This is a genomic window from Streptomyces griseus, assembly GCF_001715295.1.
Taxonomy (GTDB): Bacteria; Actinomycetota; Actinomycetes; order Streptomycetales; family Streptomycetaceae; genus Streptomyces; species Streptomyces griseus_G.
In genome coordinates, this window is sequence record NZ_MDKB01000001.1 from 116,621 (window position 1) to 143,468 (window position 26,848).

Below are 26,848 nucleotides of genomic sequence, written 5' to 3' on the forward strand. Positions count from 1 at the left end.
CGCCGCCCTCGGGGCCTACAGCGGTCCCGCGATCACCGCGACCGGGCTCTCCAGCGGCGTGCCCGAACCGTCCCGGCGCGGGTCGGGGGCCGGCAGCTCCGCCGGTGCGCCGTTGCGCTGCGCGGCCTTGGCCGGCACCCCGCCCGCCCAGCCGAAGACCAGGACGTCCTCCCCCTTGAGGAAGCGCTGACAGCGCACTCCGCCGGTGGCCCGGCCCTTGCGCGGGTACTGGTCGAACGGGGTGAGCTTCGCGGTCAGCTCCGAATCGTCCAGCGTGCCGTGCGATCCGGCCACCGTGAACACCACGGCGTCGGCCGCGGGATCCACCGCCGTGAAGGAGAGCACCGCGGCACCCGCCGCGAGCTTGACCCCCGCCATGCCCCCCGCCGCCCGGCCCTGCGGGCGCACCTGCGCGGCCGGATAGCGCAGCAGTTGCGCGTCGGACGTGATGAAGACCAGGTCCTCCTCGCCCGTGCGCAGTTCCGCCGCACCGACGATCCGGTCACCGTCCTTCAGCGTGATGACCTCCAACTCGTCCTTGTTCGCCGGATAGTCGGGCACCACGCGCTTGACCACCCCCTGCAGGGTCCCGATGGCCAGGCCGGGCGACGCCTCGTCCAGCGTGGTGAGGCAGATCAGCTCCTCGCCGGTCTCCAGCGTGAGGAACTCCGAGACCTGCGCCCCGCCCGACAGGTTCGGAGCCGCGTGGGTGTCCGGCAGCTGGGGCAGGTCGATCACGGACAGGCGCAGCAGCCGCCCGGTGGACGTCACCGCCCCCACGTCGCCGCGTGCCGTCGCGGGGACGGCCGAGACGATCACGTCGTGCTTCGTACGCTTGGCGTCCTCGGCCGCGACGACCTGGTCGGCGTTGGCCGTGCGGGCCAGCAGGCCGGTCGAGGAGAGCAGCACGCGGCACGGGTCGTCGGCGACCTCGAGGGGTACGGAGGCGACCTGCGAACCGGCCGACTCCAGCAGCACGGTGCGCCGGTCGGTGCCGAACTTCTTCGCCACCGCCGCGAGTTCCCCCGACACCAGCTTGCGCAGCTCCGCGTCCGACTCCAGGATCGCGGTCAGCTTCGCGATCTCGTCGTTCAGCCGGTCGCGCTCGCCCTCCAGCTCGATCCGGTCGAACCGGGTCAGCCTGCGCAGCGGCGTGTCCAGGATGTACTGGGTCTGGATGTCGCTCAGCGAGAAGCGCTCCATCAGGCGCTCCTTGGCCTGCGCGGAGTTGTCGCTGTCCCGGATGAGACGGATGACCTCGTCGATGTCGAGGAGCGCGACCAGGAGACCCTCGACCAGGTGCAGCCGGTCCCGCCGCTTGGTCCTGCGGAACTCGCTGCGCCGGCGCACGACGTCGAAGCGGTGGTCGAGGTAGACCTCCAGGAGCTCCTTGAGCCCCAGGGTGAGCGGCTGCCCGTCGACCAGCGCCACGTTGTTGATCCCGAAGGACTCCTCCATCGGCGTCAGCTTGTAGAGCTGCTCCAGCACGGCCTCCGGTACGAAACCGTTCTTGACCTCGATCACCAGGCGCAGGCCGTGAGCCCGGTCGGTGAGGTCCTTGACGTCCGCGATGCCCTGGAGCTTCTTCGCCCCGACGAGGTCCTTGATCTTGGAGATCACCTTCTCGGGACCGACGGTGAAGGGGAGTTCCGTGACGACGAGCCCCTTGCGGCGGGCCGTGACGTTCTCCACGGCCACGGTCGCGCGGATCTTGAACGAGCCGCGGCCCTTGGCGTACGCGTCCTTGATGCCGCCGAGCCCGACGATCCGGCCGCCGGTGGGCAGGTCGGGGCCCGGGACGAACCGCATCAACGTCTCGAGGTCGGCGGCCGGGTGCCTGATGAGGTGGCGGGCTGCGGCGATCACCTCGCCGAGATTGTGCGGGGGCATGTTGGTCGCCATGCCGACCGCGATCCCCGAGGCGCCGTTGACCAGGAGGTTCGGATAGGCGGCGGGGAGGACGACCGGCTCCTGCTCCTGGCCGTCGTAGTTCGACTGGAAGTCGACGGTGTCCTCGTCGATCGACTCCGTCATCAGCGAGGTGGCGTCGGCCATCCGGCACTCGGTGTACCGCATGGCCGCCGGCGGGTCGTCGTTGCCGAGCGAGCCGAAGTTGCCGTGTCCGTCGACCAGGGGCAGGCGCATCGAGAACGGCTGTGCCATGCGCACCAGTGCGTCGTAGATCGACGCGTCCCCGTGCGGGTGCAACTTGCCCATCACCTCGCCCACGACACGGGCGCACTTGACGTAGCCCCGGTCGGGGCGCAGCCCCATCTCGTTCATCTGGGACACGATGCGGCGGTGCACGGGCTTCATGCCGTCGCGGGCGTCGGGCAGAGCCCTGGAGTAGATCACCGAGTACGCGTACTCGAGGAAGGAGCCCTGCATTTCGTCGACGACGTCGATGTCGAGGATCTTCTCCTCGAAGTCGTCCGGCGGCGGGGTCTTCGTGCTGCGGCGGGCCATCGCGGCTGCGACTCCTTCACAGATTCTGGCGGGCAACCTCAGGGTTCTGACGCGGACCATTGTGGACCGCCGCACCGACAACGCCGACCTCGACCCGTCCGAAGCGGGCTGCGGAGCCTCCCGGGAGCCCGTGCGTACGGCACGATCTACGACAACATTCACCCGGCGGGAACTTCGCCAGGTGCCCGTGCGCTTGCTTACAGTGGCAGGTCCGGCAGGAAATCCTGTACCGATCGAAGGGACGTACATGCCCATGGGTCACACGGCCACAGCCCAGGCCGGTTCCGGCGGCTTGACGGCGACCGAACACCGCCTGGCCAACGGCCTGCGCGTGGTGCTGTCCGAGGACCATCTGACCCCGGTCGCCGCCGTCTGCCTCTGGTACGACGTCGGTTCCCGTCACGAGGTGAAGGGACGCACGGGACTCGCGCACCTCTTCGAGCACCTGATGTTCCAGGGATCCGGCCAGGTGAAGGGGAACGGCCACTTCGAACTGGTGCAGGGGGCGGGCGGTTCCCTCAACGGCACCACCAGTTTCGAGCGCACCAACTACTTCGAGACGATGCCCACGCACCAGCTGGAGCTGGCCCTGTGGCTCGAGGCGGACCGGATGGGCTCCCTGCTCGCCGCGCTCGACGAGGAGTCCATGGAGAACCAGCGGGACGTCGTGAAGAACGAGCGCCGCCAGCGGTACGACAACGTCCCGTACGGCACGGCGTTCGAGAGGCTCACGGCGCTCGCCTACCCGGAGGGCCACCCGTACCACCACACGCCGATCGGTTCGATGGCCGACCTGGACGCGGCGACCCTCGAGGACGCCCAGGCGTTCTTCCGCACGTACTACGCGCCCAACAACGCGGTGCTCTCGGTGGTCGGGGACATCGACCCGGAGCAGACCCTGGCCTGGGTCGAGAAGTACTTCGGATCCATCCCCTCCCACGACGGCAAGCAGCCGCCGCGCGACGGCACCCTCCCCGGCATCATCGGCGAGCAGCTGCGCGAAGTGGTCCACGAGGAGGTTCCCGCGCGTGCGCTGATGGCCGCCTACCGGCTGCCGCACGACGGGACCCGGGAGTGCGACGCCGCCGACCTGGCCCTCACCGTGCTCGGCGGCGGGGAGTCGTCCCGCCTGCACAACCGCCTGGTGCGCCGCGACCGTACGGCGGTCGCCGCCGGATTCGGGCTGCTCAGGCTCGCCGGAGCGCCTTCCCTGGGATGGCTGGACGTCAAGACGTCCGGTGGCGTCGAGGTGCCGCAGATCGAGGCGGCCGTCGACGAGGAGCTGGCCCGGTTCGCCGAGGAGGGCCCCACCCCGGAGGAAATGGAGCGGGCCCAGGCGCAGTTGGAGCGCGAGTGGCTCGACCGGCTCGGTACGGTCGCGGGCCGCGCCGACGAACTCTGCCGGTACGCCGTGCTCTTCGGCGACCCGCAGCTCGCCCTGACCGCGGTGCGGCGCGTCCTCGACGTGAGTGCCGAGGAGGTAAGGGACGCCGCCCGGGCCCACCTGCGGCCCGACAACCGCGCGGTCCTGGTCTACGAGCCGGTCGAACCGGCCGACGAGACCGGGGAATCGGCAGAGGAAGCCCCGGCGGACACCGCCGGCGCGCACGAGGGGGCCGACAAGTGAGCGACGCCGCCGTGACTGGAGTAGCGATGGAGTACCACCCCCGGCCGACCGCCGGCGAGGCCAGGCCGTGGGCCTTCCCCGCGCCCGAGCGCGGCGCCCTGCCCAACGGGCTGACCGTGCTGCGCTGCCACCGCCCCGGCCAGCAGGTCGTCGCCGTGGAGATCTTCCTGGACGCGCCGCTGGACGCCGAACCCGAGGGCCTGGACGGGGTGGCCACGATCATGGCGCGGGCCCTGTCCGAGGGCACGGACAAGCATTCCGCCGAGGAGTTCGCCGCCGAGCTGGAGCGCTGCGGTGCCACGCTCGACGCGCACGCCGACCACCCCGGCATCCGGGTCTCCCTGGAGGTCCCGGTCTCCCGGCTGGCCAAGGCGCTCGGCCTGGTCGCCGAGGCGCTGCGCGCCCCGGCCCTCGCCGGGAGCGAGGTCGAGCGCCTGGTGGGCAACCGGCTCGACGAGATCCCCCACGAGCAGGCCAACCCGGCCCGGCGTGCCGCCAAGCAGCTCTCCAAGGAGCTCTTCCCGGCCACGGTGCGCATGTCGCGCCCGCGCCAGGGCACCGAGGAGACGGTGCGCCGGATCGACGCCGAGGCCGTACGCGCCTTCTACGACGCCCACGTCCGCCCGTCCACGGCGACGGCGGTGGTCGTCGGTGACCTCACCGACGTGGACCTGGACTCGCTCCTGGCCGACACGCTCGGCGACTGGTCGGGCACCACCGCCCACGCCCGCCCCGTGCCGCCGATCACCGCGGACGACACCGGCCGCGTCGTCATCGTGGACCGGCCCGGCGCCGTGCAGACACAGCTGCTGATCGGCCGGATCGGTGCCGACCGGCACGACAGCGTGTGGCCGGCCCAGGTCCTCGGTACGTACTGCCTGGGCGGCACCCTCACCTCGCGGCTGGACCGCGTACTGCGTGAGGAGAAGGGCTACACGTACGGGGTCCGGGCCTTCGGCCAGGTCCTGCGCTCGGCGGCGCCCGGCTCCTCCACGGGGGCGACCGGCGCCGCGATGCTCGCCATCAGCGGTTCCGTGGACACGGAGTCCACCGGGCCCGCGCTGGCGGACCTGTGGACGGTCCTGCGGACGCTGGCGGCCGAAGGGCTCACCGACGCCGAACGGGAGACCGCGGTACAGAACCTCGTCGGGGTGGCCCCGCTGAAGTACGAGACGGCGGCCTCCGTCGCGGGCACCCTGGCCGACCAGGTGGAGCAGCATCTCCCGGACGACTACCAGGCCCGGCTGTACGCGCGCCTGGCCGAGACCGGCACCGTCGAGGCGACCGCCGCGGTGGTCAACGCCTTCCCGGTGGACCGGCTGGTCACCGTCCTCGTCGGGGACGCCGCGCAGATCGCGGAGCCTGTCAGGGCGCTGGGCATCGGCGAGGTGTCGGTCGTCAGCGGCTGAACCGGGCTCACCGCTGACGAGCGTTGCCGATACGAGGGGTCCTGATCACAGGCGAAGACCTCCGGGGCGGTGGAGGCGTCGCGTCCTCACCGCACCGGAGGTCTTCGTGTCCCCCCGTCATGCCCGCCTGACCCTTCGCGAGAGGGGGCAGGCGGGCGGCGGCCGGCGATCCCGGGTGTCCGTTCCGGCAGCCCGGTGACGCCGGGTACGCATCCGGGCCGCGCCGTCCGGAGCGGCCCGGTCCTCGCCTTGCGGGCGCGCGCACCGGACGCCGCCGGAGCTGCCCTCCGGGCGGACGATGCTCCGTTCGGGCCACGCCCCGGCGGCAGCGGACGGGCTCCCGGGGCATGGTGATGCCCCGCCAGGAGCCCGCCCCTTTGTCCTTCTTGGGCGTCGATCGTCCGGTATGCCCTGTGGGATGTGTGACAAAAGCCCGTCTTCATTTGGTGAACGCAAGGGGCCCGGCCTAGCGTCGGCTCGGCTGTCCGCCGGACATCAGCCGCGACCGCGGCGCCGGGCAGCCATCGCCGAGTCCCCGTCAGGCGCGAGCCTGGGGAGCCGGGGACCCACGCAGTCCCTGGGGTGAATCGGATGCCTGCGTCCCGTACGGGAGGCAGGGGTCCGTAGGAGACCTTCCTGCTCCGAACCCGTCAGCTAACCCGGTAGGCGAGAAGGAAGGAAAGGATCAGCTCCTCCATGGCGTTCACCCGTGCCACCGGGAAGCACCGTGCCCCGAGCCGTCTGTCGCGCCACGGCGCCCGGGCCGTCGGCGTCGCGGCCCTGGCCACCACCGGAGTCATCGGCGCCACCGCCTCACCGGCCCTCGCCGCCGACTCCGACGCCCCCGCCGTCAGCACCACCGGACTGACCCAGGCCGTCACCCTCGACACCACCCTCGCCGCTCAGATCGAGGCCCAGGCCGAGGCCCAGCAGCACCAGGCCGACATGGCGGCGAAGGCCGCGGCCCGGGCGAAGGCCGAGGCGGAGGCGAAGCGCAAGGCCGAGGCCCGCGCCGCCGAGGTCCGCGAGGAGAAGGCCCGCGCCGCCCGTGCGGCGGAGCGCGCCCGGCTCGACGCCTTCCACCTCCCGGTCGCCGGCTCGTACGTGACCACCGGCTACCGGTCCGGCGGCTCCCTCTGGTCCTCCGGCAGCCACTCCGGTGTGGACTTCCGCGCCGCCTCCGGCACCCCGGTGGTCGCGGTCGGCGCCGGTACGGTCGTCGAGGCGGGCTGGGGCGGTGCGTACGGCAACAACATCGTGCTCCGGATGGCGGACGGCACGTACACCCAGTACGGCCACCTCTCCTCGATCGGCGTCTCCGTCGGCCGGAGCGTCGCCTCGGGTGAGCAGATAGGCCTCTCGGGCTCGACGGGCAACTCCACCGGACCGCACCTGCACTTCGAGGCGCGGACGAGCCCGGAGTACGGCTCGGACATGGACCCCGTCGCCTACCTCCGCGCCCACGGCGTCCGGGTCTGACGGCTCCGGCGTCCGGGACGGCTCTCCCCGCCCTGCGCCGCACCACCGCTCCACCGAAAGGCCCCGGCACCCCGCCGGGGCTTTCGGCGCGCCCCCGGTGACGACACGGACGCCCACGGCGTCCGGGTCTGACGGCTCCGGCGGCCGGGACGGCTCTCCCCGCCCTGCGCCGCACCACCGCTCCACCGAAAGGCCCCGGCACCCCGCCGGGGCTTTCGGCGTGCCCCCGGTGACGACACGGGAACTCCTCGGATCCGCACCTCGCCGAAGCCGTCCGTGGCCAGAAGATATCCATGAATTGCACCCCGCCATCGGAAATCGCGGCGAATTGCAATAGAGTCACGGAACAGGCGTCGATTCGGCCGCGTTCCGCGGGGATCAAGACGGAGGTTCGGACATGCGCATTCCCGCACATTCGGTATGCACGGCTGTCCGTGACGACATCGTCTCCGGTGTCTTCGCACGCGGCAGCCGCCTGACCGAAGAGGTACTCGCGCGTCGTTACGGCGTCTCCCGCGTCCCGGTGCGCGAGGCGCTGCGCACCCTCGAGTCCGAGGGCTTCGTCGTCACTCGCCGGCACGCCGGCGCCTGCGTGGCCGAGCCCACGGAGCAGGAGGCCGCCGACCTGCTGGAGATCCGGATGCTCCTGGAGCCGCTGGGTGCCGCGCGAGCCGCGCAGCGCCGGACCGAGGCACACCTCAAGGTGCTCCGCGGGCTGGTCGGACTGGGGCAGGAACGGGTGCGGCGCGGGGAGGGGGAGGACCTGCGCTCGCTGAGCGGCTGGTTCCACGAGACGCTGGCCCAGGCGTCCGGCAGCCCCGCGCTGATCGCACTGCTCACCCAGCTCCGGCACAAGATCGCCTGGATGTACACCGTCGAGCAGCCGGTCCGCCCCGCCGAGGCGTGGGCCGGGCACGGGGCACTCGTGGACGCCGTGGCGCGTGGCGACGCGGAACGCGCCAGGGCCCTCGCCGCCCAGCATGCCGAGCGCGCCACCGCCGCGCACCGGCTGCGCCGCGTGGACCGGACGGGGCGCGCGACGGCGGGCGGAACGCGGGTGAGCGGTTCGCAACGTGCCGTAAACATCGTGGGCCTACGCCATTAACAAGGGTCCCGTATACAAAGAAGAACGGGGATCACGTATGCGCGGAAGTTAATTACCGGAGGCCTTTCCTTCTGCTGCGCCGTTTTTTGTATGCCGCCCGCTCCAGTACGTACTGCCGGCCCCGGGTAAATCGAAGGACAGTCTCCGGTGCATCCGGGAACGGGAAAGCCGCGGCTCCCCGGAAAAGGGGCGCCGCGGCTCGGGTGCCGAACAGGCTCCGGTGGAGACCGGCGGAATCAGACGGTTTCGGGAAGCTCGTCGAGGCCCTCGGCGACCAGCTTCGCCAGACGGTCCAGAGCGGCCTCGGCGTCGTCGGCCTCGGACGCGAGCACGATCTCCTCGCCGCCCTGGGCGCCCAGGCCGAGTACCGCGAGCATGGACGCGGCGTTGACCGGGTTGCCGTCGGACTTGGCGATCGTCACGGGGACGCCGGAGGCCGTGGCGGCACGGACGAAGATGGAAGCGGGGCGGGCGTGCAGGCCCTCGGTCCAACCGACGTTGACGCGGCGCTCAGCCATGGTTCTGCCCTTCACGAATCAATGGTTGTCTAGACCAGTCTCTCATGCGGTACATGCTGCCGTGCCCGGCCTCCGGTCCGGGTCACCCGCCGCCGTCGGCACCCCTCAGCGTGCCCCCGCCCCGAACCCTCCGCTACCGGTGTGCCTGGCCGTAGGCTTTGTCCATGGAGCCGACCCGGGAGCAGAGTCCGCCTCACGCGTACCCCGACCACTGGGAGGCGGACGTGGTGCTCCGCGACGGTGGTACGGCGCGCATCAGGCCCATCACCACGGACGACGCCGACCGGCTGGTCAGCTTCTACGAGCAGGTCTCCGCCGAGTCGAAGTACTACCGCTTCTTCGCCCCGTACCCGCGTCTGTCCGCCAAGGACGTGCACCGCTTCACCCATCACGACTACGTCGACCGGGTCGGTCTGGCCGTCACGATCGGCGGCGAGTTCATCGCCACCGTCCGCTACGACCGGATCGACGCCCAGGGCAGGCCCGCGTCGGCCCCGGCCGACGAGGCCGAGGTCGCCTTCCTCGTCCAGGACGCCCACCAGGGCCGCGGCGTGGCCTCGGCGCTCCTCGAACACATCGCGGCCGTCGCCCGGGAGCGGGGCATCCGCCGCTTCGCCGCCGAGGTCCTGCCCGCCAACAACAAGATGATCAAGGTCTTCCGCGACGCCGGGTACACGCAGCAGCGCAGTTTCGAGGACGGGTCCGTCCACCTCACCCTCGACCTGGAACCGACCGCCGAGTCCCTCGCCGTGCAGCGCGGCCGTGAGCAGCGGGCCGAGGCGCGCTCCGTGCAGCGCCTCCTGGCCCCCGGTTCGGTCGCCGTCATCGGTGCCGGCCGGGCGCCCGGCGGGGTCGGCCGCACGGTACTGCGCAACCTGCTGGGTTCGGGTTTCACCGGACGCGCGTACGCGGTGAACCGGTCCTTCGCCGCCGGCCAGGACACGATCGACGGCGTGCCCGCGCACCGTTCCGTGGGAGAGATCGGGGAGCGGGTCGACCTCGCGGTCGTCGCGGTCCCCGCCGACCGGGTCCCCGAGGCGGTCGCCGACTGCGGGGAACACGGCGTCCAGGGACTGGTCGTGCTCTCCGCCGGATACGCCGAGAGCGGCGCCGAAGGCCGGGAGCGGCAGCGCGAACTCGTCCGGCAGGCCCGCTCGTACGGCATGCGGATCATCGGCCCCAACGCCTTCGGCGTCATCAACACCGCCGAGACCGTCCGGCTGAACGCCTCCCTCGCCCCCGAGTCGCCCGCGGCCGGACGCATCGGGCTCTTCACCCAGTCCGGCGCCATCGGCATCGCGGTGCTCTCCGGCCTCCACCGGCGCGGCGCGGGCCTGTCGACGTTCATCTCCGCGGGCAACCGCGCCGACGTCTCCGGCAACGACTTCCTGCAGTACTGGTTCGAGGACCAGGACACCGACGTGGCCCTGCTCTACCTCGAATCGCTCGGCAACCCGCGTAAGTTCACCCGGCTCGCCCGCCGCACGGCGGCGGTGAAACCCGTGGTCGTGGTGAAGGGCGCCCGGCACAGCGGCTCGGCCCCTCCCGGCCACGCCGTCCCGGTCAGCCGGATCCCCGACGCGACGGTCTCCGCGCTGATGCGGCAGGCGGGCGTGATCCGCGTCGACACCGTGACCGAGATGGTCGACGCCGGCCTGCTCCTCGCCGGCCAGCCCCTGCCCGCCGGCCCCAGGGTGGCGATTCTCGGCAACTCCGAGTCGCTCGGCCTCCTGACCTACGACGCCTGCCTGGCCGAGGGGCTGCGCCCGCGTCCGCCGCGCGACCTCACCACGGCGGCGGGTCCGCAGGACTTCCGCGACGCGCTGGCGGAAGCGCTCGCCGACCGGACCTGCGACGCCGTCGTCGTCACCGCCATTCCGTGGGTGGGGGAGGACGGCGAGGCGGAGACCGGGGACGGGGAGGTGCTCGCCGCGGCTCTGCGCGAGGCGGCGGCCACGGGCCCGGCCAAGCCGGTGGCGGTGGTGCACGTGGAGATGGGCGGCCTGGCCCAGGCCCTGGCCGCCGCCACGAGCACGGCCACCCCGCCCACCCCGTCCCCGTCCGGACAGGAGCCCCGCGAAGAGCACCCCGCGGACGCCGCAGGAGCCGGCGTACGCGGGGACGCACCCACCCCCGACGGTCCTCCCGCGGCTCCACCGGCGGGGAGCGCGCTGCCCGTGCGCGAGACCCCGCCCCCGGCCCCACGAGCTCCCGGCACCCGCCTCCCGGGAGCCCGTACCGGGCGGATCCCCGCCTACCCCGCCGCCGAACGAGCGGTGCGCGCGCTCGCCGAGGCCGTGAAGTACGCGCAGTGGAGGCGTCAGGCGGCCGTGCCCGGCAAGGTGCCCGAGTTCCTCGACGAGACCATCGACGAGCAGGGAGCCGCAGCACTGATCGAGGGTCTCCTCGGCAAGGACCCCGACCCCCGCGGCCGCCCGCTCACCCCGGACGAGACCGGCGAACTGCTCGGGCTGTACGGCATCGGCGTGCGGCCGGCCCTCCCGGCTCCCGATCCGGAGACCGCCGTCGCCGCCGCCGCGCGCATCGGCTACCCGGTGGCGCTCAAGACCACGGCGCCGCACCTCCGCCACCGGGCGGACCTCGGTGGAGTCCGGCTCGACCTCGCGAGTGAGAGCGCCCTGCGCCGTGCCTACGACGAACTGACCGAACTCCTCGGCACACCCGCCGAGCTCCGGCCCGTCGTCCAGGCCATGGCGCCGCGCGGGGTCGACACCGTCGTACGGGCGTCGATCGACGCGGCAGCCGGGGCGGTCCTCTCCTTCGGACTGGCCGGCGCGCCCTCCGAACTTCTCGGCGACACCGCCCACCGCCTCGTCCCCGCCACCGACCGTGACGCCGCCGACCTGGTGCGTTCCATCCGGGCGGCGCCGGTGCTGTTCGGCTGGCGCGGGGCCGCACCGGCGGACACCGCGGCCCTCGAAGAGCTCCTGCTGCGGCTCTCCCGGCTGGTCGACGACCATCCGGAGGTCGTGTCGGTCGCCCTGGAGCCCGTCGTGGTCGCCACACAGGGCCTGACCGTCCTCGGCGCGAGCGTCCGGCTCGCCCCGCCCCCGGCCCGTACCGACCTCGGCCCCCGCCGGCTCCCGAGCTACTGACCGGCGCTCCGAGCTCCCGGCGACGGCTTCCCGAGCGCCCCGCGCACGACTCCGGGGCCGGTCCCGCGATCCCGCGCGGGCGCACGACGACAGCTCGGCCACCTCGCCGCCGTGCCGGCACGTCCGCATACGTCCGGTACGCGGACGCTCCTCCGCCTTGCCGTACACCGCCTCCGACGCCGTGCGCCGATCCACCGGGGCGTACGGGACAGCTCCGAGGGACCCGCGCACGCCCCGTGCCGACCCCTGCAGGGCGTCCCCGGCATTCACCCACCGCCCGTAGGATGGTCCTCATGGCAAAGACCGGTACGACGACCCAGGGGCTGCGCGCGGCGATCGAGCGCAGCGGCTACTACCCGGCCCTCGTGGCCGAGGCGGTGGAGGCCGCTGTCGGCGGGGAGCCGGTCGCTTCGTACCTGGTGCACCAGGAGACCACCTTCGACTCCAACGAGGTGCGCCGTCATGTCACCGTCCTCGTGCTGACGGAGACCCGTTTCATCGTCAGCCACACCGACGAGCAGGCCGCCGACACCAGTTCCCCGACGCCGTACGCCACGACGTCCACCGAGTCGGTCAAGCTCGACCGGATCTCGTCCGTCGTGGTCAGCCGCGTGGTCGCCAACCCGGAGAAGTACGTGGCCGGCACCCTGCCCCGCGAGGTCGTCCTGACCATCGGCTGGGGGGCCGTGTCCCGGATCGATCTGGAACCCGCCGCCTGCGGGGACCCCAACTGCGAGGCCGACCACGGCTACACCGGCAGTTCCACCGCCGACGACCTGAGCCTGCGCGTCAGCGAGGCCGGTGACGGCCCCGACGCGGTGCGCCAGACCCTCGTCTTCGCGCAGTCCCTCTCCGAGGCCACGGCCGCGACCGCGGCGACCGGCCGCTGATGGCCCAGCAGGCCTGGCAGGACCCCGTGCTGCTCGCTCCCGGGAGCGCCCCCGTGCCGGAGTACGGCAGCGGCTCCCTCGCGGACCTGCTGCCGACGCTCGCCGCCGGCCAGGGGGTACCCGGTCTCGAGGCGAGGATTGCGGAACTGACCCCCGCCGACCGCAACTGCGTCTTCCTGATCGACGGGCTCGGCTGGGAGCAGATCAAGGCACACCCCGACGAGGCGCCGTTCCTGCACTCCCTGCTCCCGACCTCGCGCGGCGGCACCGGCCGGCCGGTCACGGCGGGCTTCCCGTCCACGACGGCCACCTCGCTCGCCTCGGTCGGCACGGGTCTGCCCCCGGGTGAGCACGGTCTTCCCGGCTACACCGTCCGCAACCCGGAGACGGGCGAGCTGATGAACCAGCTCCGCTGGAAGCCGTGGACCGCGCCCAAGGTCTGGCAGCCGCACCCCACCGTCTTCCGGCTCGCCGACGCGGCGGGCGTGCGCACGGCTCAGGTCTCCGCCCCGTCCTTCGAGCAGACCCCGCTCACCAAGGTCGCGCTCAGCGGCGGCTCGTTCGTCGGCCGGCTCTCCGGCGAGGAGCGGATGGACGTCGCGGCCGAGCGGCTCGGCGCGGGCGACAGGTCCCTCGTCTACACGTACTACAGCGAGGTCGACGGCAAGGGCCACCGCTTCGGCATCGACTCCGACGCCTGGCGGGGCCAGTTGATGTACGTCGACGGGCTCGCCCAGCGCCTCGCCGAACAGCTCCCGCCCCGTTCGGCGCTCTACATCACCGCCGACCACGGCATGATCGACATCCCGTTCGACGAGCAGTCACGGATCGACTTCGACGAGGACTGGGAGCTGCGGGCCGGCGTCGCCCTGCTCGGCGGGGAAGGCCGCGCCCGGCACGTCTACGCGGTCCCCGGGGCCGAGGCCGATGTACTGACGGTCTGGCGAGAGGTGCTCGGCGAGCAGTTCTGGGTGGCGAGCCGGGACGAGGCCGTCGCGGCGGGCTGGTTCGGTCCGCGCGTGGACGAGCGGGTGTACGGCAGGATCGGCGACGTCGTCGCGGCCGCTCACGACGACGTGGTGATCACCGCCTCGGTGCACGAGCCCCACGAGTCGGCCATGGCAGGCATGCACGGCTCGCTGACAGCCGTGGAACAACTGGTTCCGCTCCTCGAAGTACGCTCGTAGCCCACCTTCCCGCAGGCGGCGGCCCGCTCGGACCCTCTCCTCGCAACGCCCCCGCATCCCACCGAAAGGCGCCCGACTTCTCATGCCCGAGCTTGTGTTCTTCTCCGGAACGATGGACTGCGGAAAGAGCACGCTGGCGCTCCAGATCGGGCACAACCGGTCGGCGCGAGGGCTCCAGGGAGTGATCTTCACGCGTGACGACCGGGCCGGTGAGGGCAAGTTGTCCTCGCGGCTGGGGCTGGTGACGGAGGCCGTCGAGGCGGACGAGGGCATGGACCTGTACGCCTACCTGGTCGCTCAGCTGACCAAGGGCGGCAGGGTCGACTACGTGATCGTCGACGAGGCGCAGTTCATGGCCCCGGCTCAGATCGATCAGCTGGCCCGTGTCGTGGACGACTTGGAGATGGACGTCTTCGCTTTCGGCATCACGACGGACTTCCGCACGCGGTTGTTCCCCGGTTCGCAGCGACTGATCGAGCTCGCCGACCGGATCGAGCAGCTCCAGGTCGAGGCGCTCTGCTGGTGCGGTTCCCGCGCCACGCACAACGCGCGAACCGTGGACGGCGAGATGGTCGTCGAGGGGGCACAGGTGGTGGTCGGTGACGTGAACCGGCCGATGGGTGAGGTCGGGTACGAGGTTCTCTGCCGCCGCCATCACAGGCGTCGTATGACCGCCGCCTCCGCTCGCGTGGGCGCTCTGTCCCCGGATGTCCTGCCCGTCTCCTCCGCCTGACGCCCGGGCCCACGCAAAGTCGCACCACGGGGTGGAGTTCCGCTTCGGTGCGTGAACCCCACCAGGGTGCGGTGGGGGAGCTGATCCCGGTGTGGGAACGGCGACGCCGAGGCCCTTCGGCCCACCGATCCGCTCAGGACCCACGACAGCGAGCCCGTCCCGCGTGACCGCAACGCGAAGGCCCCTCGAATCCCGTCAGGGTTCCCGCACCGGGCCGGGAGCCGGGGGAGGGGAGCAAGGAATCTGCGGCGGGCCTCAGTGCGCGGCCGACCGCTGGATCGTGAACACAGCGCCCTCCGGGTCCGCGACCGTGGCCAGCCTGCCGTTCGAGGTGTTCCGCGGCGGCTGCAGCACGCGCCCGCCCAGCTCGACCACGCGCGCCGCGGATTCGTCCGTGTCGGCCACCTCGAAGTAGGTCATCCAGTGCGGTCCCCGGTCGCGCGGCAGGGCGTGGCCCACCCCGTGCAGGGCCGCCACCGGCCGGCCCTCCAGGGACAGCGTCTGGTAGTCGAAGTCCGCCGAGACCACGGCCTCCGCCTCGAAACCGAACACCACCTGGTAGAACTTGGCGACCGACGAGGTCTCGCGGGTGATCAGTTCGTTCCAGACCGGGGTACCCGGGGCACCCGTCAGGGCCGTACCCAGGTGCTCGGCGGCCTGCCAGACACCGAAGACCGCCCCGCCCGGGTCCGAGACGATCGCGAGCCGGCCGGCGCGGCCGGCGTCCAGCGGCCCGACCGCCACCGTCCCGCCGCAGGAACGGACGGCCTCGGTGGTCGCGTCCGCGTCGTCCGTGGCGAGATAGGTCGTCCAGGCGATCGGGAGATGCCGGTCCGGAGGCAACTGGCCGATGCCCGCGACCTCCTTTCCGTGCAGCAGGGCCCGGACGTACGGCCCCAGCTCGTCCGGCCCCGGCCGGAACTCCCAGCCGAACAGCCGGGCGTAGAACTCCTGGGTCGCGGCCAGGCCGTGCACGATCAGACTCACCCAGCACGGTGCTCCTGGCACGCGCCGGGCGGCAGCCTCGGTCATCTTCGTCTCTCCCCTCGTACCCCCGCGATCGCCGTACGGAGGAACGCGCGCCGATGCGCGCTCCCACGGTACGGATCCGGGCGCGTACGCTCCGTGCAGATGCTCGCACCACCGAGCCTCCCAGACACCCCGGCCGCGCCGCGTTTCGGGGTACCGGTCGTCAGGAGGCCCGTTTTGACGCGGTACGTCCCTGGCGGATCCGTGTCCGGTACCGCACCGAGAGGTGGGAGTCCTGCGCGAAGATGGCATCCATGAAGCCCATCATCACCGCATCCGAATACGTGAGCGAATCGACAGGCCCGCGGCCGCCGGTGCTCCTCGACGTCCGCTGGCAACTCGGCGGCCCGCACGGCCGCGAGGACTACGAGGCCGGACACATCTCCGGAGCCGTCTTCGTCGATCTCGACGCGGAGCTAGCGGGCCCGGCGGGCAGCGGCGGCCGGCACCCCCTGCCGGACCCGGAGGACTTCGGGGCCGTGATGCGGCGGGCCGGGGTCTCCCAGGGCACGCCGGTGGTCGTCTACGACGGCGGACAGGGCTGGGCGGCGGCACGCGCGTGGTGGCTGCTGCGCTGGGCGGGGCACGCCGACGTCCGGTTGCTCGACGGCGGCCTCGCCGCCTGGACCGGTGAGCTCAGCAGCGAGACACCGGACCCCGCTCCCGGTGACTTCCGGCCCGAACCGGGCGCGCTTCCGCTGCTGGACGCGGACGGTGCCGCCGCACTCGCCCACTCCGGTCTGCTGCTCGACGCGCGGGCCCCCGAGCGCTACCGAGGAGACGTGGAGCCCATCGACCGCGTCGGCGGTCACATCCCCGGGGCGGTCTGCGCACCCACCGCCGGTAACGTCGCCGAGGACGGGCGCTTCCTCTCCGCCGCGGCCCTGGCCTCCCGTTTCGCGGCCCTGGGGGCCGACGGGAAGGCCGAGGTCGGCGTCTACTGCGGCTCGGGCGTCTCGGGCGCGCACGAGGTGCTGGCGCTGGAGATCGCCGGACAGCGGGCGGCCCTGTACGCAGGCTCCTGGTCCGAGTGGTCCGCGGACGAGTCCCGGCCCGTCGCCACGGGGCCGGACCCCCGCTGACCCCCCGCACCGCACGGCACGACGAGGGGCCCGCACGCAGAACGGCGTGCGGGCCCCTCGTCGTGCCGTGCGGGAGGGCGGGGAGCCGCTTCCGGGGCCTGCCGGTCCCGGTCCCGCAGGCCTCAGTCCTGCTTCTTCCTGCGGGTCCCGAAGACGATCTCGTCCCAGCTGGGCACTGCGGCGCGGCGGCCCGGACGGACCCCGTCCGCCTCGGCCTGCCGGTCGGTCGTCCCCGTCAGCCGGTCGCGGTGGCCGGCCACCGCACGCGGCATCAGCACGTCGGCGTAGGCCGAACCCGCGCCGGCGGAGGCCGCGGCCGCCGGGGGCTCGTCGGCCTCGGGCTCCTGGGACGCGGGCTCGATCGTCGGCGGCTCCGGCTGGGACGGCCGCTCCGGCACGACCATGTCCCCGCGGAAGCTCGGCACCGCCTCCAGCAGACTGGTCAGCGAGTCGCGCTCACCGGCCGACACGCCGCCGACCCGCTCCCCGGGCTCCTGCGGTGGCACCGGCCGCTCGATCTGGCGGTCGAGCGCGCGGTCCAGCGGCCGGTCGCGCGGCAGCCGGGCGATCCGGGGCACGAACGGGAAGCTCGGTTCCGGAGCGGCCACGTCGTCGCTCTCGCCGATCAGCGAGCGCGCCTCCTCGTCCACGGCCTGGACGAGCCGCCGCGGCGGGTCGTAGGTCCAGCTCGCCGAGTGGGGCTCGCCCGCGACGCGGTAGACCAGGAGGACCTCCCAGGTGCCGTCGTCGCGGCGCCAGGAGTCCCACTGGACGGTCTCCCGGTCGGCGCCGCGCAGCAGCAGCCGCTCCTGCACCGCCTCGCCGAGCTGCGGACCGGTGTTCTCGCCGGGCCGGCGCACCGGTGTCTTCCGGGCCCGTTCGGCCATGAACGCGCGCTCGGCGAGCACGGGTCCCTCGAAGCGGCGCACGCGGTCCACCGGGATCCCGGCGAACTGGGCGACCTCCTCGGCGGAGGCACCGGCTCGTATGCGGGCCTGGATGTCACGCGGCCGGAGGTGGCTCTCCACCTCGATCTCGATCTGGCCGAGCCTGGCGCGGTCATTGCGTACGGCGGCGCGGAGCCGCTCGTCGATCGGAAGCGTGTACTCCGTGCTGTCCGCAGCTTTGAGCACCAGTCGTGTGCCGTCGTTCGAGACGGCCACGACACGCAGTTCGGGCATGGGAACCTCCCGGGTGGTGCCTGCCGACGTCACGTGCGTCGCTGCTTCCGCTAGTCGAGTGTGACCTGCCCGGGTTCAGCCTGCCACAACCTTGCCAAGTTCCCCGGCGTGTCGGGCCTTGGCCCTGGATCGACGCGGTGGCACGGTTACCTGTTCGCCACCCACAGCGACCTGGTGGTCGCTCCGTGTGGCGGGCGCCCGTGCGATGCCGCGGCGCCGCCGGTTCGAGTGCCGTCTCAGGCCTCTCCCGTAAGTCCCGGATACCCATGCGGGAGTCCGGCCCCAGGGCTCGCCACAGTACTCCATTCGGGCCACGCGGGTGGACCGGCGCGCCGCCGGACTTCTCGGCGGGTGCGGGAGTCGTTCTGCCCCGTTGACCGCGATATGCGCTCCACGCGTGTGTTGTTTCACAGAACCTCCAGTACCGGAACTATTCGCTTCGCTCATATGTCCCTTCCTGGTGCAAGGTGGGGTGGTTGTCGAGCAAGGGCTGGTAATGGTTCAGAAGCCGCAAAGTGGCGCGGAACCCGAGGAGAGGCGCATCGATCTGAGTCTGCCGCAGGTCGCGGGCAGCGCCGTGGCGGCGGTCGCGGCAGCGGTGATGGCATCCCAGCTGGGTGTGTACGGGACGATCGCCGGCGCCGGTGTGATGAGTGTCGTGGCGACCTGCGGAGGCTCGGTCTTCCAGCACTTCTTCCGTCGCACGGGGGAGCAGATCCGCGAAGTCACCGTCCACGTCAAGCAGCCGGGGGGCCGTCAGGTGACGGTCCGCACGCGTGACACGACTCCCGCCGCCGCCAAGCCGCGGGACGACGCCACGACCGTACTGCGCAGGGCGCGGCCCGAGCCGGACCGTACGCCGCCGGTCACGAACGACCCGGAGCGTACCCAGCTGCTCGGGGCCTTCGCCCCGGACCTGCCCGGCGCCGACCCGGAGCGCACCCGGTGGCTCCGGCAGGCCGACGCGGACCGCACGCGGCTCCTCCGGCAGACGGCTCCGGTCCGTCCCGGGCCGTCCGGACCGGCGGGCCGGGACCGTGCGCAGGGGGTCACGAACGACCCTGAGGCGACCGCGCTGTTCGGGCAGGCGGCCGAACCGTCCGACCTCTACTCCGAGGCGCACACCCACGGCACCCGCGTCCGCGGCTGGAAGCGTCCGGTTCTCGCGGCCGTCGCCGTGTTCGTCGTGGCGATGGGCGGGATCACGGCCTACGAACTGGCCTCGGGCAACGACCTCAGCGGGGGCGGTGGCACGACCGTCGGTTCCGTGGTGCGTGGCGGCCACGGCTCCTCGGCGACCGACCCGGCCCCCACGGGGAGCACCGGCCCGGAGCGGAGCACCGGCCCGGACGACCGCCGGCCCGGCGACGGCACCTCGTCCGCTCCCGGGACCGTCCCCGGTGACGGCCGGAGCCCGGCACCCGGCGCCGGTGACGGCGGCACGCCGACGACGGAGCCGGACCCGGTGCCCTCCGCCACCGGCGGCAGTTCGGCGCCGGAGCCCACCGGCTCCGCGGCGCCCACGGCCCCGGCCTCCCCGGACCCCGCTCCGTCCGACGGCACCCCGGCCGGAGGGGCCGGGACCACGGACGGGCAGGGGAGCGGTCAGGTCACCGGCGGGTAGAGGCCGGCCGGACGGACGGGGAAGCCGTCCGGGCCGGTACGGCGCCCCGGGCGGGAGGGCGCCGACCGGATCGGGCGAGCGCCCCGGGCCACCGTCGGCATCACTCCCCGAGCACGCGCCGCAGGTAGTCGTTGGCGAACAGCCGCCCGGGGTCCAGGCGGTCCCGCAGGGCGGTGAACTCGCCGAACCGGGGATACGCCCCGGCCAGGTAGCCGGCGTCCCGGGTGTGGATCTTTCCCCAGTGCGGCCGGCCCGCGTAGCCGGTCATGATCCGCTCGACGGCCGTGAAGTACGCCCGGTACGGGGCTCCCCGGTACTGGTGCACCGCGATGTACACGCTCTCCCGGCCCTCGGCCGTGGAGAGCGTGATGTCGTCCGCCGGAGCCGTGCGGACCTCCACAGGGAAGCCGACGCGCAGGGGTGAGCGCTCGACCATCGCCTTGACCTCGCGCAGGGCCTCGACCGCTGCCTCGCGGGGCAGGGCGTACTCCATCTCGACGAAGCGCACCCGACGGGGGCTGGTGAAGACCTTGTACGGAATGTCCGTGTACGTGCGGGCCGACAGGGCGCGGCTGGAGAGCTTCGCGAGGGCCGGGACGGCTCCGGGGACCGCCCGGCCGACCGAACAGGCGATCTGGAAGATCCCGTTGGAGAGGAACTCGTCCTCGATCCAGCCGCTGATCCGGCCGGGCGGGGCGGCCGGGCCCGCGCTGCGGTTGTTGCGCTTGGTGTTGCAGTTGCCGGTGTGCGGGAACCAGTAGAACTCGAAGTGTTCGTTCTCGGCGACGAGCTGCTGGAAATCGGCGGTGACCCGGTCGAAGGTCATCGGCTCCTCGCGGGCCGTCAGCAGGAAGACCGGCTCCACCGCGAAGGTCACCGCGGTGATCACGCCGAGCGCTCCCAGACCTGTCCGGGCGGCCGCGAACACGTCCGGATGGTCCGTGCGCGAACAGTGCAGCACCGTGCCGTCGGCGGTGACCATCTCCAGGGCCCGGATCTGGGCCGCTACGGACGCCGAGTCGCGGCCGGTGCCGTGGGTGCCGGTGGAGACCGCCCCGGCCACCGTCTGCTCCATGATGTCGCCCATGTTGGTCAGTGACAGCCCCTGGCGGGCGAGCGCGGTGTTCAGCAGCTTCAGCGGGGTGCCGGCCCCGGCCGTCACCGTCATGGTGGTCCGGTCGATCTCCCGGATGCCGGCCAGCAGGTCCGGGCGTACGAGGACCCCGTCGGTGGCCGCCGCCGCCGTGAACGAATGCCCCGTCCCGACCGGCTTGACCCGCAGACCGTCCTCGGACGCCCTGCGCACCATCGCGGCCAGCTCGTCCACGGAGGCGGGCGTGACCGCCCGTACCGGCCTGGCGGTGACGTTGCCCGCCCAGTTACGCCACGTGCTCGCCGTCGTCCGTGCGTAGGTCTCGGTCATCTTCCCCGCGCCCTCCCGTAGGCACCGGCTCGGCGAGCCGGCGGTACCCCAGCAGTCCCACCGCGGCCGCGAGCGCTCCCGCCACGGCGGGCACCGCGTACCCCGCCCCGGTTCCGGCGGCGTCGACCACCCAGCCTGCGGCCGAGGAGCCGAGAGCCACTCCGACCGCGAGTCCGGTGCTGGTCCAGGTCATGCCCTCCGTCAGCCGGGTGCGCGGTACGTGCCGTTCGACGAGGGCCATGGTGGTCACCATCGTCGGTGCGACGGCGAGGCCCGCGACAAAGAGCGCCACGGCCAGGAACGGCAGACTCCCGGCCAGTTGGAGGGGGATCATACTCACGGCCATCGCGCACACGCCCACCAGCCACCGGGTCGACGGCCTCCCCTTCAGGTGCAGCAGACCGAAGACCGTTCCGGCGAGGCAGGACCCGAGGGCGTAGACCGCCAGGACGAGGCCGGCCGCCGCCTTGTGGCCGCGCTCCTCCGTGAACGCCACCGTCACCACGTCCACCGCTCCGAAGATCGCACCGGTCGCGACGAAGGTGATCACGAGCACCTGGAGGCCGGACGAGCGCAGCGCGGAACCGCCCGCGTGGTGGGCCTTCGGATGGGGCGCAGGCTCGGTGGCGCGCTGGGCCGTCAGCCAGAGGACGCCGGTCACCAGGAACACCGCGGCGAGCAGCGGACCGGCCTCCGGGAACCACGCGGTGGACAGGCCGATGGAGAGGATCGGCCCGAAGATGAAGCACACCTCGTCGACGATCGACTCCCAGGAGTACGCGGTGTGCAGCCGGCGCGGGGACCCCCGGTAGATCTCCGCCCAGCGGGCCCGCACCATCGAACCCATGCTCGGCACCGCACCCGCGCCCACGGCGAAGACGAAGAGGGTCCAGTCCGGCAGCCGCTGCTGGACACAGACCAGGAGCCCCGTGAGAGCCGCCGCCGAGACCAGGGTGACCGGGCGCAGCACACGACGCTGCCCGTACCGGTCGACCAGCCGGGAGACCTGCGGCCCGATGACCGCCGCCGCCATGGCGAGCGTCGCGGACAGCGCGCCGGCGAGCCCGTAGCGGCCGGTCGTCTGCGACACCATCGTCACCACGCCGATGCCCGTCATGGACAGCGGCATCCGGCCGAGGAAGCCCGCCACCGAGAATCCCAGGGCCCCGGGGGCGGCGAAGACGGCGCGGTAAGGGCTGGGCACGAGGAGCTCCGGGAAAGCCTGTCAGGGGTGTCGATGCTCGGCACAGCTTACGGGTGCGGGTGGCTCCAGGGGCCGGAAGGGCGTCGGCTGTCGCGCCGGCCGATGCGGGTGGCAGGATCGGGTCCATGTCCGATCTGCGCGATCCCGCTCCCTACGACGCCCTGCTCCTGCTCTCCTTCGGAGGCCCCGAAGGCCCGGACGACGTGGTCCCCTTCCTGGCGAACGTGACACGCGGCCGGGGCATCCCGGAGGAACGGCTGCGGGAAGTGGGCAAGCACTACTACCTCTTCGGCGGAGTCAGCCCGATCAACGCGCAGAACAGGGCCCTGCTCGACGCCCTGCGCGAGGACTTCGCGGCCCACGGCCTGGACCTCCCGGTCTACTGGGGCAACCGCAACTGGGCCCCGTACCTCACCGACACCCTCCGCGCGATGGCCGCCGACGGGCGCCGTCGGATCGCCGTGCTCGTCACCAGCGCCTACGCCTCGTACTCCGGCTGCCGGCAGTACCGCGAGAACCTCGCCGAGTCGCTGGCCGCCCTGGAGGCCGAGGGGCTGCCCGTGCCCCGGGTGGACAAGCTGCGGCACTACTTCAACCACCCCGGCTTCGTGCGGCCCATGGTGGACGGCGTGCTGGCCTCGCTGGCCGACCTCCCCGAGGAGGTCAGGGACGGCGCGCACCTCGCCTTCACCACGCACTCCATCCCCACCGCCGCGGCCGACACCTCGGGTCCGGTCCCGGCCCACGGCGACGGCGGCGCCTACGTCGCCGAGCACCTCGACGTCGCCCGGGTGATCGCCGAGGCGGTGCGTGAGGAGACCGGTGTGGACCACCCCTGGCAGCTCGTCTACCAGTCGCGCAGCGGCGCCCCGCACATCCCGTGGCTGGAGCCGGACATCTGTGACCACCTGGAGGCGCTCCACGGGAACGGCGTCCCCGCGGTCGTCATGGCCCCCATCGGCTTCGTCTCGGACCACATGGAGGTCCTGTACGACCTCGACACGGAGGCCACCGCGAAGGCCGCGGAGCTGGGGCTGCCCGTCCGCCGGTCCGCGACGGCCGGGGCGGACCCCCGGTTCGCCGCCGCCGTGCGCGATCTCCTCGTCGAACGCGCCGCCGCCGAGCGGGGCCACCCCGTGCAGCGGTGCGCCCTCGGCGCGCTCGGCCCCTCGCACGACCTCTGCCCGGCCGGCTGCTGCCCCGCCAGGGCGGCGAAGCCGGCGGCCGCGGGCGCCGACAGCCCGTTCTGAACCGGCCCGCGGCATCCCGCCCGTACCGCGACACCACCTCTGGAGCGCTGTGACCGACCCCCTCCTGACCGAACTGCTCGACCTCGCGCTGGAAGCGGCCCGCCGGGCCGGCGCCCTGCTGCGCGACGGGCGTCCCGCCGACCTGCAGGTGGCCGCGACGAAGTCGAGTCCCATCGACGTCGTCACGGAGATGGACATCCGGGCGGAGAAGCTGATCACCGGCTTCCTCGCCGAGAGCCGGCCCACCGACGGCTTCCTCGGGGAGGAGGGGGCGGGCTCCGAGGGCAGCAGCGGCGTCCGATGGGTGATCGATCCGCTCGACGGCACCGTGAACTACCTCTACGGGCTCCCCACCTGGGCCGTCTCCATCGCCGCGGAGCGCGACGGTGAGCGGGTCGTGGGCGTGGTCGAGGCCCCGATGCGGCGCGAGACGTTCCACGCGGTGCTCGGCCGCGGCGCGTACGGGAACGGCGAGACGCTGCGCTGCCGTCCCGCGCCCCCCCTCGACCAGGCCCTGGTGTCGACCGGCTTCAACTACGTCACCGACGTACGCGCCCACCAGGCGGCCGTGGCCCAGCGGCTGATCCCCCGGCTGCGCGACATCCGGCGCGGCGGATCGGCGGCCGTCGATCTCTGCGACGTCGCCGCGGGCAGGCTCGACGGCTACTACGAGCGGGGACTCCACCCCTGGGACCTGGCCGCCGGAGACCTCATCGCCCGGGAGGCCGGCGCCCTCACCGGGGGACGGCCCGGCCTGCCCGCGGACGGGGACCTCACGGTCGCCGCGACTCCGGGTGTCTTCGAGCCGCTCCAGGCGATCCTCGACGACCTCGGTGCCTGGCACGACTGACCCGTACGGCAGGCGGGCCCCTGCAGGGCCACCCGCTGGGGCGACGCAAGGAGAGGGCCCCGGGAGCCGACTACGGCTTCCGGGGCCCTCCGGTCGCGGCTCAGACGTGCGAGGCGCCGATCTCGACGCCGTGCTCGGCGGCGAGGCGGTGCAGGTCGTCCAGCTCTCCCTGCTCGACGTCCGCGAGGAAGTCGTCGCCCGTCTCGCGAGCCTTGGTGAGGTCGGATTCGGTCGTCCTGATGCGTTGCAGCAGACCTGCGGTGAAAGCGTCCATGAAGCGCCCCTCATCGTGGGTCGGTGGCACGGGGGTGTGCCCGTGGTTCCCCGGCCGGAGCCGGAGGGCGGGTGATCACGCAGTCCCTCTGGAAACCTGGAAACAGAGCGGGCTGTGGTACGCCACATGCATGGCGTGATCGCGGGTGTGCATGCGTCTTCCCCGGGCCGGCTCCGCGAGAAACCTCAACTGGCCCGGAAATCCGACGGATTCCCCGCGGCCGGGGACGCTGCCGCGCCGTCTTACCGCCGGTTTATGCGCGTAACAGGCAGGATGGACGCGCACAGTCGGTGCCGCTGACGTGCAGCGAGCAGCCGCGAAAGACGGCCGCTCCCCGTATTTTCCGCAGAACTAGGGAAGGACTGCGCCGTGCGCGTACTCGTCGTCGAGGACGAGCAACTGCTCGCCGATGCGGTGGCCACCGGACTGCGCCGGGAGGCCATGGCCGTCGACGTCGTCTACGACGGAGCCGCGGCTCTGGAGCGCGTCGGGGTCAACGACTACGACGTCGTCGTGCTGGACCGGGACCTGCCCGTGGTGCACGGCGACGACGTCTGCCGCCGGATCGTCGAGCTCGGCATGCCCACCCGGGTGCTCATGCTCACGGCTTCCGGGGACGTCAGCGACCGCGTGGAAGGCCTCGAGCTGGGTGCGGACGACTATCTGCCCAAGCCCTTCGCCTTCAGCGAGCTGACCGCGCGGGTGCGGGCCCTGGGCCGCCGCACGACGGTCGCACTGCCGCCCGTGCTGGAGCGCGCCGGCATCAAACTGGACCCCAACCGCCGCGAGGTCTTCAGGAACGAGCAGGAGATCCAGCTCGCCCCCAAGGAGTTCGCCGTCCTGGAGGTCCTGATGCGCAGCGAGGGCGCGGTCGTCTCCGCCGAGCAGCTGTTGGAGAAGGCCTGGGACGAGAACACCGACCCCTTCACCAACGTCGTGCGGGTGACGGTCATGACGCTGCGCCGCAAGCTCGGAGAGCCGCCCGTCATCGTCACCGTGCCCGGTTCCGGATACCGGATCTGAGGACGTGATGGCAGCTTCTCCCAGGCCCGTTCCTCCCAAACCCACGTGGGAGCCCAAGCAGCAGGAGGCCGCCTACCCGTGGCTGCGACCGACCATCCGGATACGGCTGACACTGCTGTACGGCGGCATGTTCCTGATCGCGGGCATCCTGCTGCTCTCGATCATCTACATGCTCGCCGCGCAGGCCCTGAACGTGGGCAGTGACCTGCCGTTCCAGATCGTGAACGGCCAGGTCACCAGTGAGGTGTGCGATCTGCCGAAGAACGCGACCCCCGAGGCGTTCAACGCGGCGATGAACCGCTGTGTCAACCACCAGCGCCAGCAGGCGCTCGACTCCCTGCTGAACCGGTCGCTGCTCGCCCTCGTGGGCCTCAGCATCATCGCCTTCGCCTTCGGTTACGCCATGGCGGGCCGTGTCCTGTCCCCGCTGGGACGGATCACCCGTACCGCCCGCCGGGTGGCCGGGACCGACCTCTCCCGCCGGATCGAGCTGGACGGTCCGGACGACGAGCTGAAGGAGCTCGCGGACACGTTCGACGAGATGCTGGACCGCCTGGAGCGGGCCTTCACGGCGCAGCAGCGGTTCGTGGGGAACGCCTCGCACGAACTGCGTACGCCGCTCGCCATCAACCGCACACTGCTCGAGGTGCACCTCTCCGACCCGCAGGCCCCCACGGAGTTGCAGCAGCTCGGGAAGACGCTCCTGGCCACCAACGAGCGCAGCGAGCAGCTCGTCGAGGGACTGCTCCTGCTGGCCCGGAGCGACAACCAGATCGTCGAACGAAAACCGGTCGACCTGGCCGAGGTGGCCGAGCGGGCCATCGACCAGGCGCGGGGGGAGGCGGCGGCGAACCACGTGGAGATCCGCGGCGAGCGCGCTCCCGCCGTGGTGCAGGGGAACGGCGTCCTCCTGGAGCGGATCGCGCTGAACCTCGTACAGAACGCGGTCCGCTACAACGTGGCGGAGGGGGGCTGGGTGGAGGTCACCACGGAGCTCCAGCCCGGACAGGCCCTCCTGATGGTCTCGAACACAGGTCCTGTGGTGCCGGCCTACGAGATCGACAACCTCTTCGAGCCCTTCAGACGGCTGCGTACGGAACGTACGGGCAGCGACAAGGGTGTGGGGCTCGGCCTGTCGATCGCGCGATCGGTCGCGCGGGCCCACGGTGGCCGTATCATCGCGGAGCCTCGTGAGGGCGGTGGCCTCGTGATGCGCGTCACCCTCCCGGTCTGAGAGGCTTCGCGTGTGAAGCCGCATTGGATCGCTCTGTTCGCTTTGGGCGGAATTCTTGGGGGGCACCTCAGGATCCGCCCTGTGTGATCGATCACAGGACCCGATGACGGTCCTTCTACTCTCCGTGATCGCAACTCTCCCTGA

General features: G+C 72.5%; 21 protein-coding genes and 1 riboswitch. Of the genes, 14 read left to right on the top strand and 7 right to left on the bottom strand.

Going from position 1 to position 26,848, the window contains the following annotated elements; all coding sequences use genetic code 11:
• Positions 1 to 15: 15 nt before the first annotated feature.
• Positions 16 to 2,466 (bottom strand): DNA gyrase/topoisomerase IV subunit A, encoded by a 2,451-nt coding sequence (locus BA175_RS00450; RefSeq protein ID WP_069169162.1) that lies wholly within the window; start codon positions 2,464 to 2,466, stop codon positions 16 to 18.
• A 247-nt stretch (positions 2,467 to 2,713) separates the two neighbouring features.
• Here BA175_RS00450 and BA175_RS00455 point away from each other — a divergent pair, with 247 nt between their 5' ends.
• From BA175_RS00455 to BA175_RS00470, 4 genes are all read left to right on the top strand, one after another.
• Positions 2,714 to 4,093 carry a M16 family metallopeptidase gene (locus BA175_RS00455; protein WP_175420724.1) on the top strand — a complete coding sequence of 460 codons (1,380 nt, stop codon included), beginning with the start codon at positions 2,714 to 2,716 and terminating at the stop codon, positions 4,091 to 4,093.
• A 26-nt stretch (positions 4,094 to 4,119) separates the two neighbouring features.
• Positions 4,120 to 5,502 carry a M16 family metallopeptidase gene (locus BA175_RS00460; protein ID WP_069169164.1) on the top strand — a complete coding sequence of 461 codons (1,383 nt, stop codon included), beginning with the start codon at positions 4,120 to 4,122 and terminating at the stop codon, positions 5,500 to 5,502.
• 515 nt (positions 5,503 to 6,017) lie between these two features.
• Positions 6,018 to 6,185, top strand: a riboswitch (cyclic di-AMP (ydaO/yuaA leader).
• Between the two features lie 13 nt (positions 6,186 to 6,198).
• On the top strand, positions 6,199 to 6,981 hold the full coding sequence (locus BA175_RS00465) for a M23 family metallopeptidase (RefSeq protein ID WP_069169165.1): 783 nt from the start codon (positions 6,199 to 6,201) through the stop codon (positions 6,979 to 6,981).
• Positions 6,982 to 7,378: 397 nt separating this feature from the next.
• Entirely contained in the window at positions 7,379 to 8,086 is a 708-nt protein-coding gene (locus BA175_RS00470; protein ID WP_069169166.1) for a GntR family transcriptional regulator, read from the top strand.
• 236 nt (positions 8,087 to 8,322) lie between these two features.
• On the opposite strand, the gene BA175_RS00475 is transcribed toward BA175_RS00470, so the two are convergent.
• Positions 8,323 to 8,604 (bottom strand): HPr family phosphocarrier protein, encoded by a 282-nt coding sequence (locus BA175_RS00475; protein ID WP_069169167.1) that lies wholly within the window; start codon positions 8,602 to 8,604, stop codon positions 8,323 to 8,325.
• Between the two features lie 164 nt (positions 8,605 to 8,768).
• Here BA175_RS00475 and BA175_RS00480 point away from each other — a divergent pair, with 164 nt between their 5' ends.
• The 4 genes from BA175_RS00480 (at position 8,769) to BA175_RS00495 (ending at position 14,530) form a co-directional block, all read left to right on the top strand.
• Positions 8,769 to 11,720: a bifunctional acetate--CoA ligase family protein/GNAT family N-acetyltransferase gene (locus BA175_RS00480; RefSeq protein ID WP_069169168.1), complete on the top strand. Its 2,952-nt coding sequence runs from the start codon at positions 8,769 to 8,771 to the stop codon at positions 11,718 to 11,720.
• A gap of 293 nt (positions 11,721 to 12,013) precedes the next feature.
• The gene (locus BA175_RS00485) at positions 12,014 to 12,610 is read left to right on the top strand and encodes a DUF5998 family protein (protein WP_069169169.1); all 597 of its coding nucleotides are present in this window, start codon (positions 12,014 to 12,016) and stop codon (positions 12,608 to 12,610) included.
• Positions 12,610 to 13,797: an alkaline phosphatase family protein gene (locus BA175_RS00490; protein WP_069169170.1), complete on the top strand. Its 1,188-nt coding sequence runs from the start codon at positions 12,610 to 12,612 to the stop codon at positions 13,795 to 13,797. Before BA175_RS00485 ends, BA175_RS00490 begins: the two co-directional genes overlap by 1 nt.
• 82 nt (positions 13,798 to 13,879) lie before the next feature.
• Positions 13,880 to 14,530: a thymidine kinase gene (locus tag BA175_RS00495; protein WP_069169171.1), complete on the top strand. Its 651-nt coding sequence runs from the start codon at positions 13,880 to 13,882 to the stop codon at positions 14,528 to 14,530.
• A 255-nt stretch (positions 14,531 to 14,785) separates the two neighbouring features.
• Here the strand turns inward: BA175_RS00495 and BA175_RS00500 are convergent, their stop codons facing one another.
• The gene (locus BA175_RS00500) at positions 14,786 to 15,562 is read right to left on the bottom strand and encodes a VOC family protein (RefSeq protein ID WP_069169172.1); all 777 of its coding nucleotides are present in this window, start codon (positions 15,560 to 15,562) and stop codon (positions 14,786 to 14,788) included.
• 251 nt (positions 15,563 to 15,813) lie between these two features.
• Here BA175_RS00500 and BA175_RS00505 point away from each other — a divergent pair, with 251 nt between their 5' ends.
• On the top strand, positions 15,814 to 16,641 hold the full coding sequence (locus BA175_RS00505; RefSeq protein WP_069169173.1) for a sulfurtransferase: 828 nt from the start codon (positions 15,814 to 15,816) through the stop codon (positions 16,639 to 16,641).
• Positions 16,642 to 16,763: 122 nt separating this feature from the next.
• Here the strand turns inward: BA175_RS00505 and sepH are convergent, their stop codons facing one another.
• The gene (sepH, locus tag BA175_RS00510) at positions 16,764 to 17,822 is read right to left on the bottom strand and encodes a septation protein SepH (protein ID WP_069169174.1); all 1,059 of its coding nucleotides are present in this window, start codon (positions 17,820 to 17,822) and stop codon (positions 16,764 to 16,766) included.
• A gap of 496 nt (positions 17,823 to 18,318) precedes the next feature.
• Between sepH and BA175_RS00515 the strand changes: the two genes are divergently transcribed.
• Positions 18,319 to 19,446 carry a hypothetical protein gene (locus BA175_RS00515; RefSeq protein WP_069169175.1) on the top strand — a complete coding sequence of 376 codons (1,128 nt, stop codon included), beginning with the start codon at positions 18,319 to 18,321 and terminating at the stop codon, positions 19,444 to 19,446.
• 100 nt (positions 19,447 to 19,546) lie between these two features.
• On the opposite strand, the gene BA175_RS00520 is transcribed toward BA175_RS00515, so the two are convergent.
• Together BA175_RS00520 and BA175_RS00525 are read right to left on the bottom strand one after the other, a co-directional pair.
• Positions 19,547 to 20,869, bottom strand: a complete 1,323-nt coding sequence (locus BA175_RS00520; protein WP_069169176.1) for a D-arabinono-1,4-lactone oxidase — start codon at positions 20,867 to 20,869, stop codon at positions 19,547 to 19,549.
• Positions 20,826 to 22,073, bottom strand: a complete 1,248-nt coding sequence (locus BA175_RS00525) for an MFS transporter (protein ID WP_069169177.1) — start codon at positions 22,071 to 22,073, stop codon at positions 20,826 to 20,828. The genes BA175_RS00520 and BA175_RS00525 overlap by 44 nt, the downstream gene beginning before the upstream one ends.
• A 125-nt stretch (positions 22,074 to 22,198) precedes the next feature.
• Here BA175_RS00525 and BA175_RS00530 point away from each other — a divergent pair, with 125 nt between their 5' ends.
• Together BA175_RS00530 and BA175_RS00535 are read left to right on the top strand one after the other, a co-directional pair.
• Positions 22,199 to 23,323, top strand: a complete 1,125-nt coding sequence (locus tag BA175_RS00530) for a ferrochelatase (RefSeq protein WP_069169178.1) — start codon at positions 22,199 to 22,201, stop codon at positions 23,321 to 23,323.
• A 49-nt stretch (positions 23,324 to 23,372) separates the two neighbouring features.
• Positions 23,373 to 24,173, top strand: a complete 801-nt coding sequence (locus BA175_RS00535) for an inositol monophosphatase family protein (RefSeq protein WP_069169179.1) — start codon at positions 23,373 to 23,375, stop codon at positions 24,171 to 24,173.
• A 100-nt stretch (positions 24,174 to 24,273) separates the two neighbouring features.
• Here the strand turns inward: BA175_RS00535 and BA175_RS30965 are convergent, their stop codons facing one another.
• Positions 24,274 to 24,447 (bottom strand): hypothetical protein, encoded by a 174-nt coding sequence (locus BA175_RS30965; RefSeq protein ID WP_175420725.1) that lies wholly within the window; start codon positions 24,445 to 24,447, stop codon positions 24,274 to 24,276.
• A 369-nt stretch (positions 24,448 to 24,816) separates the two neighbouring features.
• Here BA175_RS30965 and BA175_RS00540 point away from each other — a divergent pair, with 369 nt between their 5' ends.
• A complete protein-coding gene (locus BA175_RS00540) occupies positions 24,817 to 25,470 on the top strand; it encodes a response regulator transcription factor (RefSeq protein ID WP_069169180.1) in 654 nt (217 codons plus the stop codon).
• A 7-nt stretch (positions 25,471 to 25,477) separates the two neighbouring features.
• Positions 25,478 to 26,704, top strand: a complete 1,227-nt coding sequence (locus BA175_RS00545) for a sensor histidine kinase (protein WP_069169181.1) — start codon at positions 25,478 to 25,480, stop codon at positions 26,702 to 26,704.
• Positions 26,705 to 26,848 lie beyond the last annotated feature (144 nt).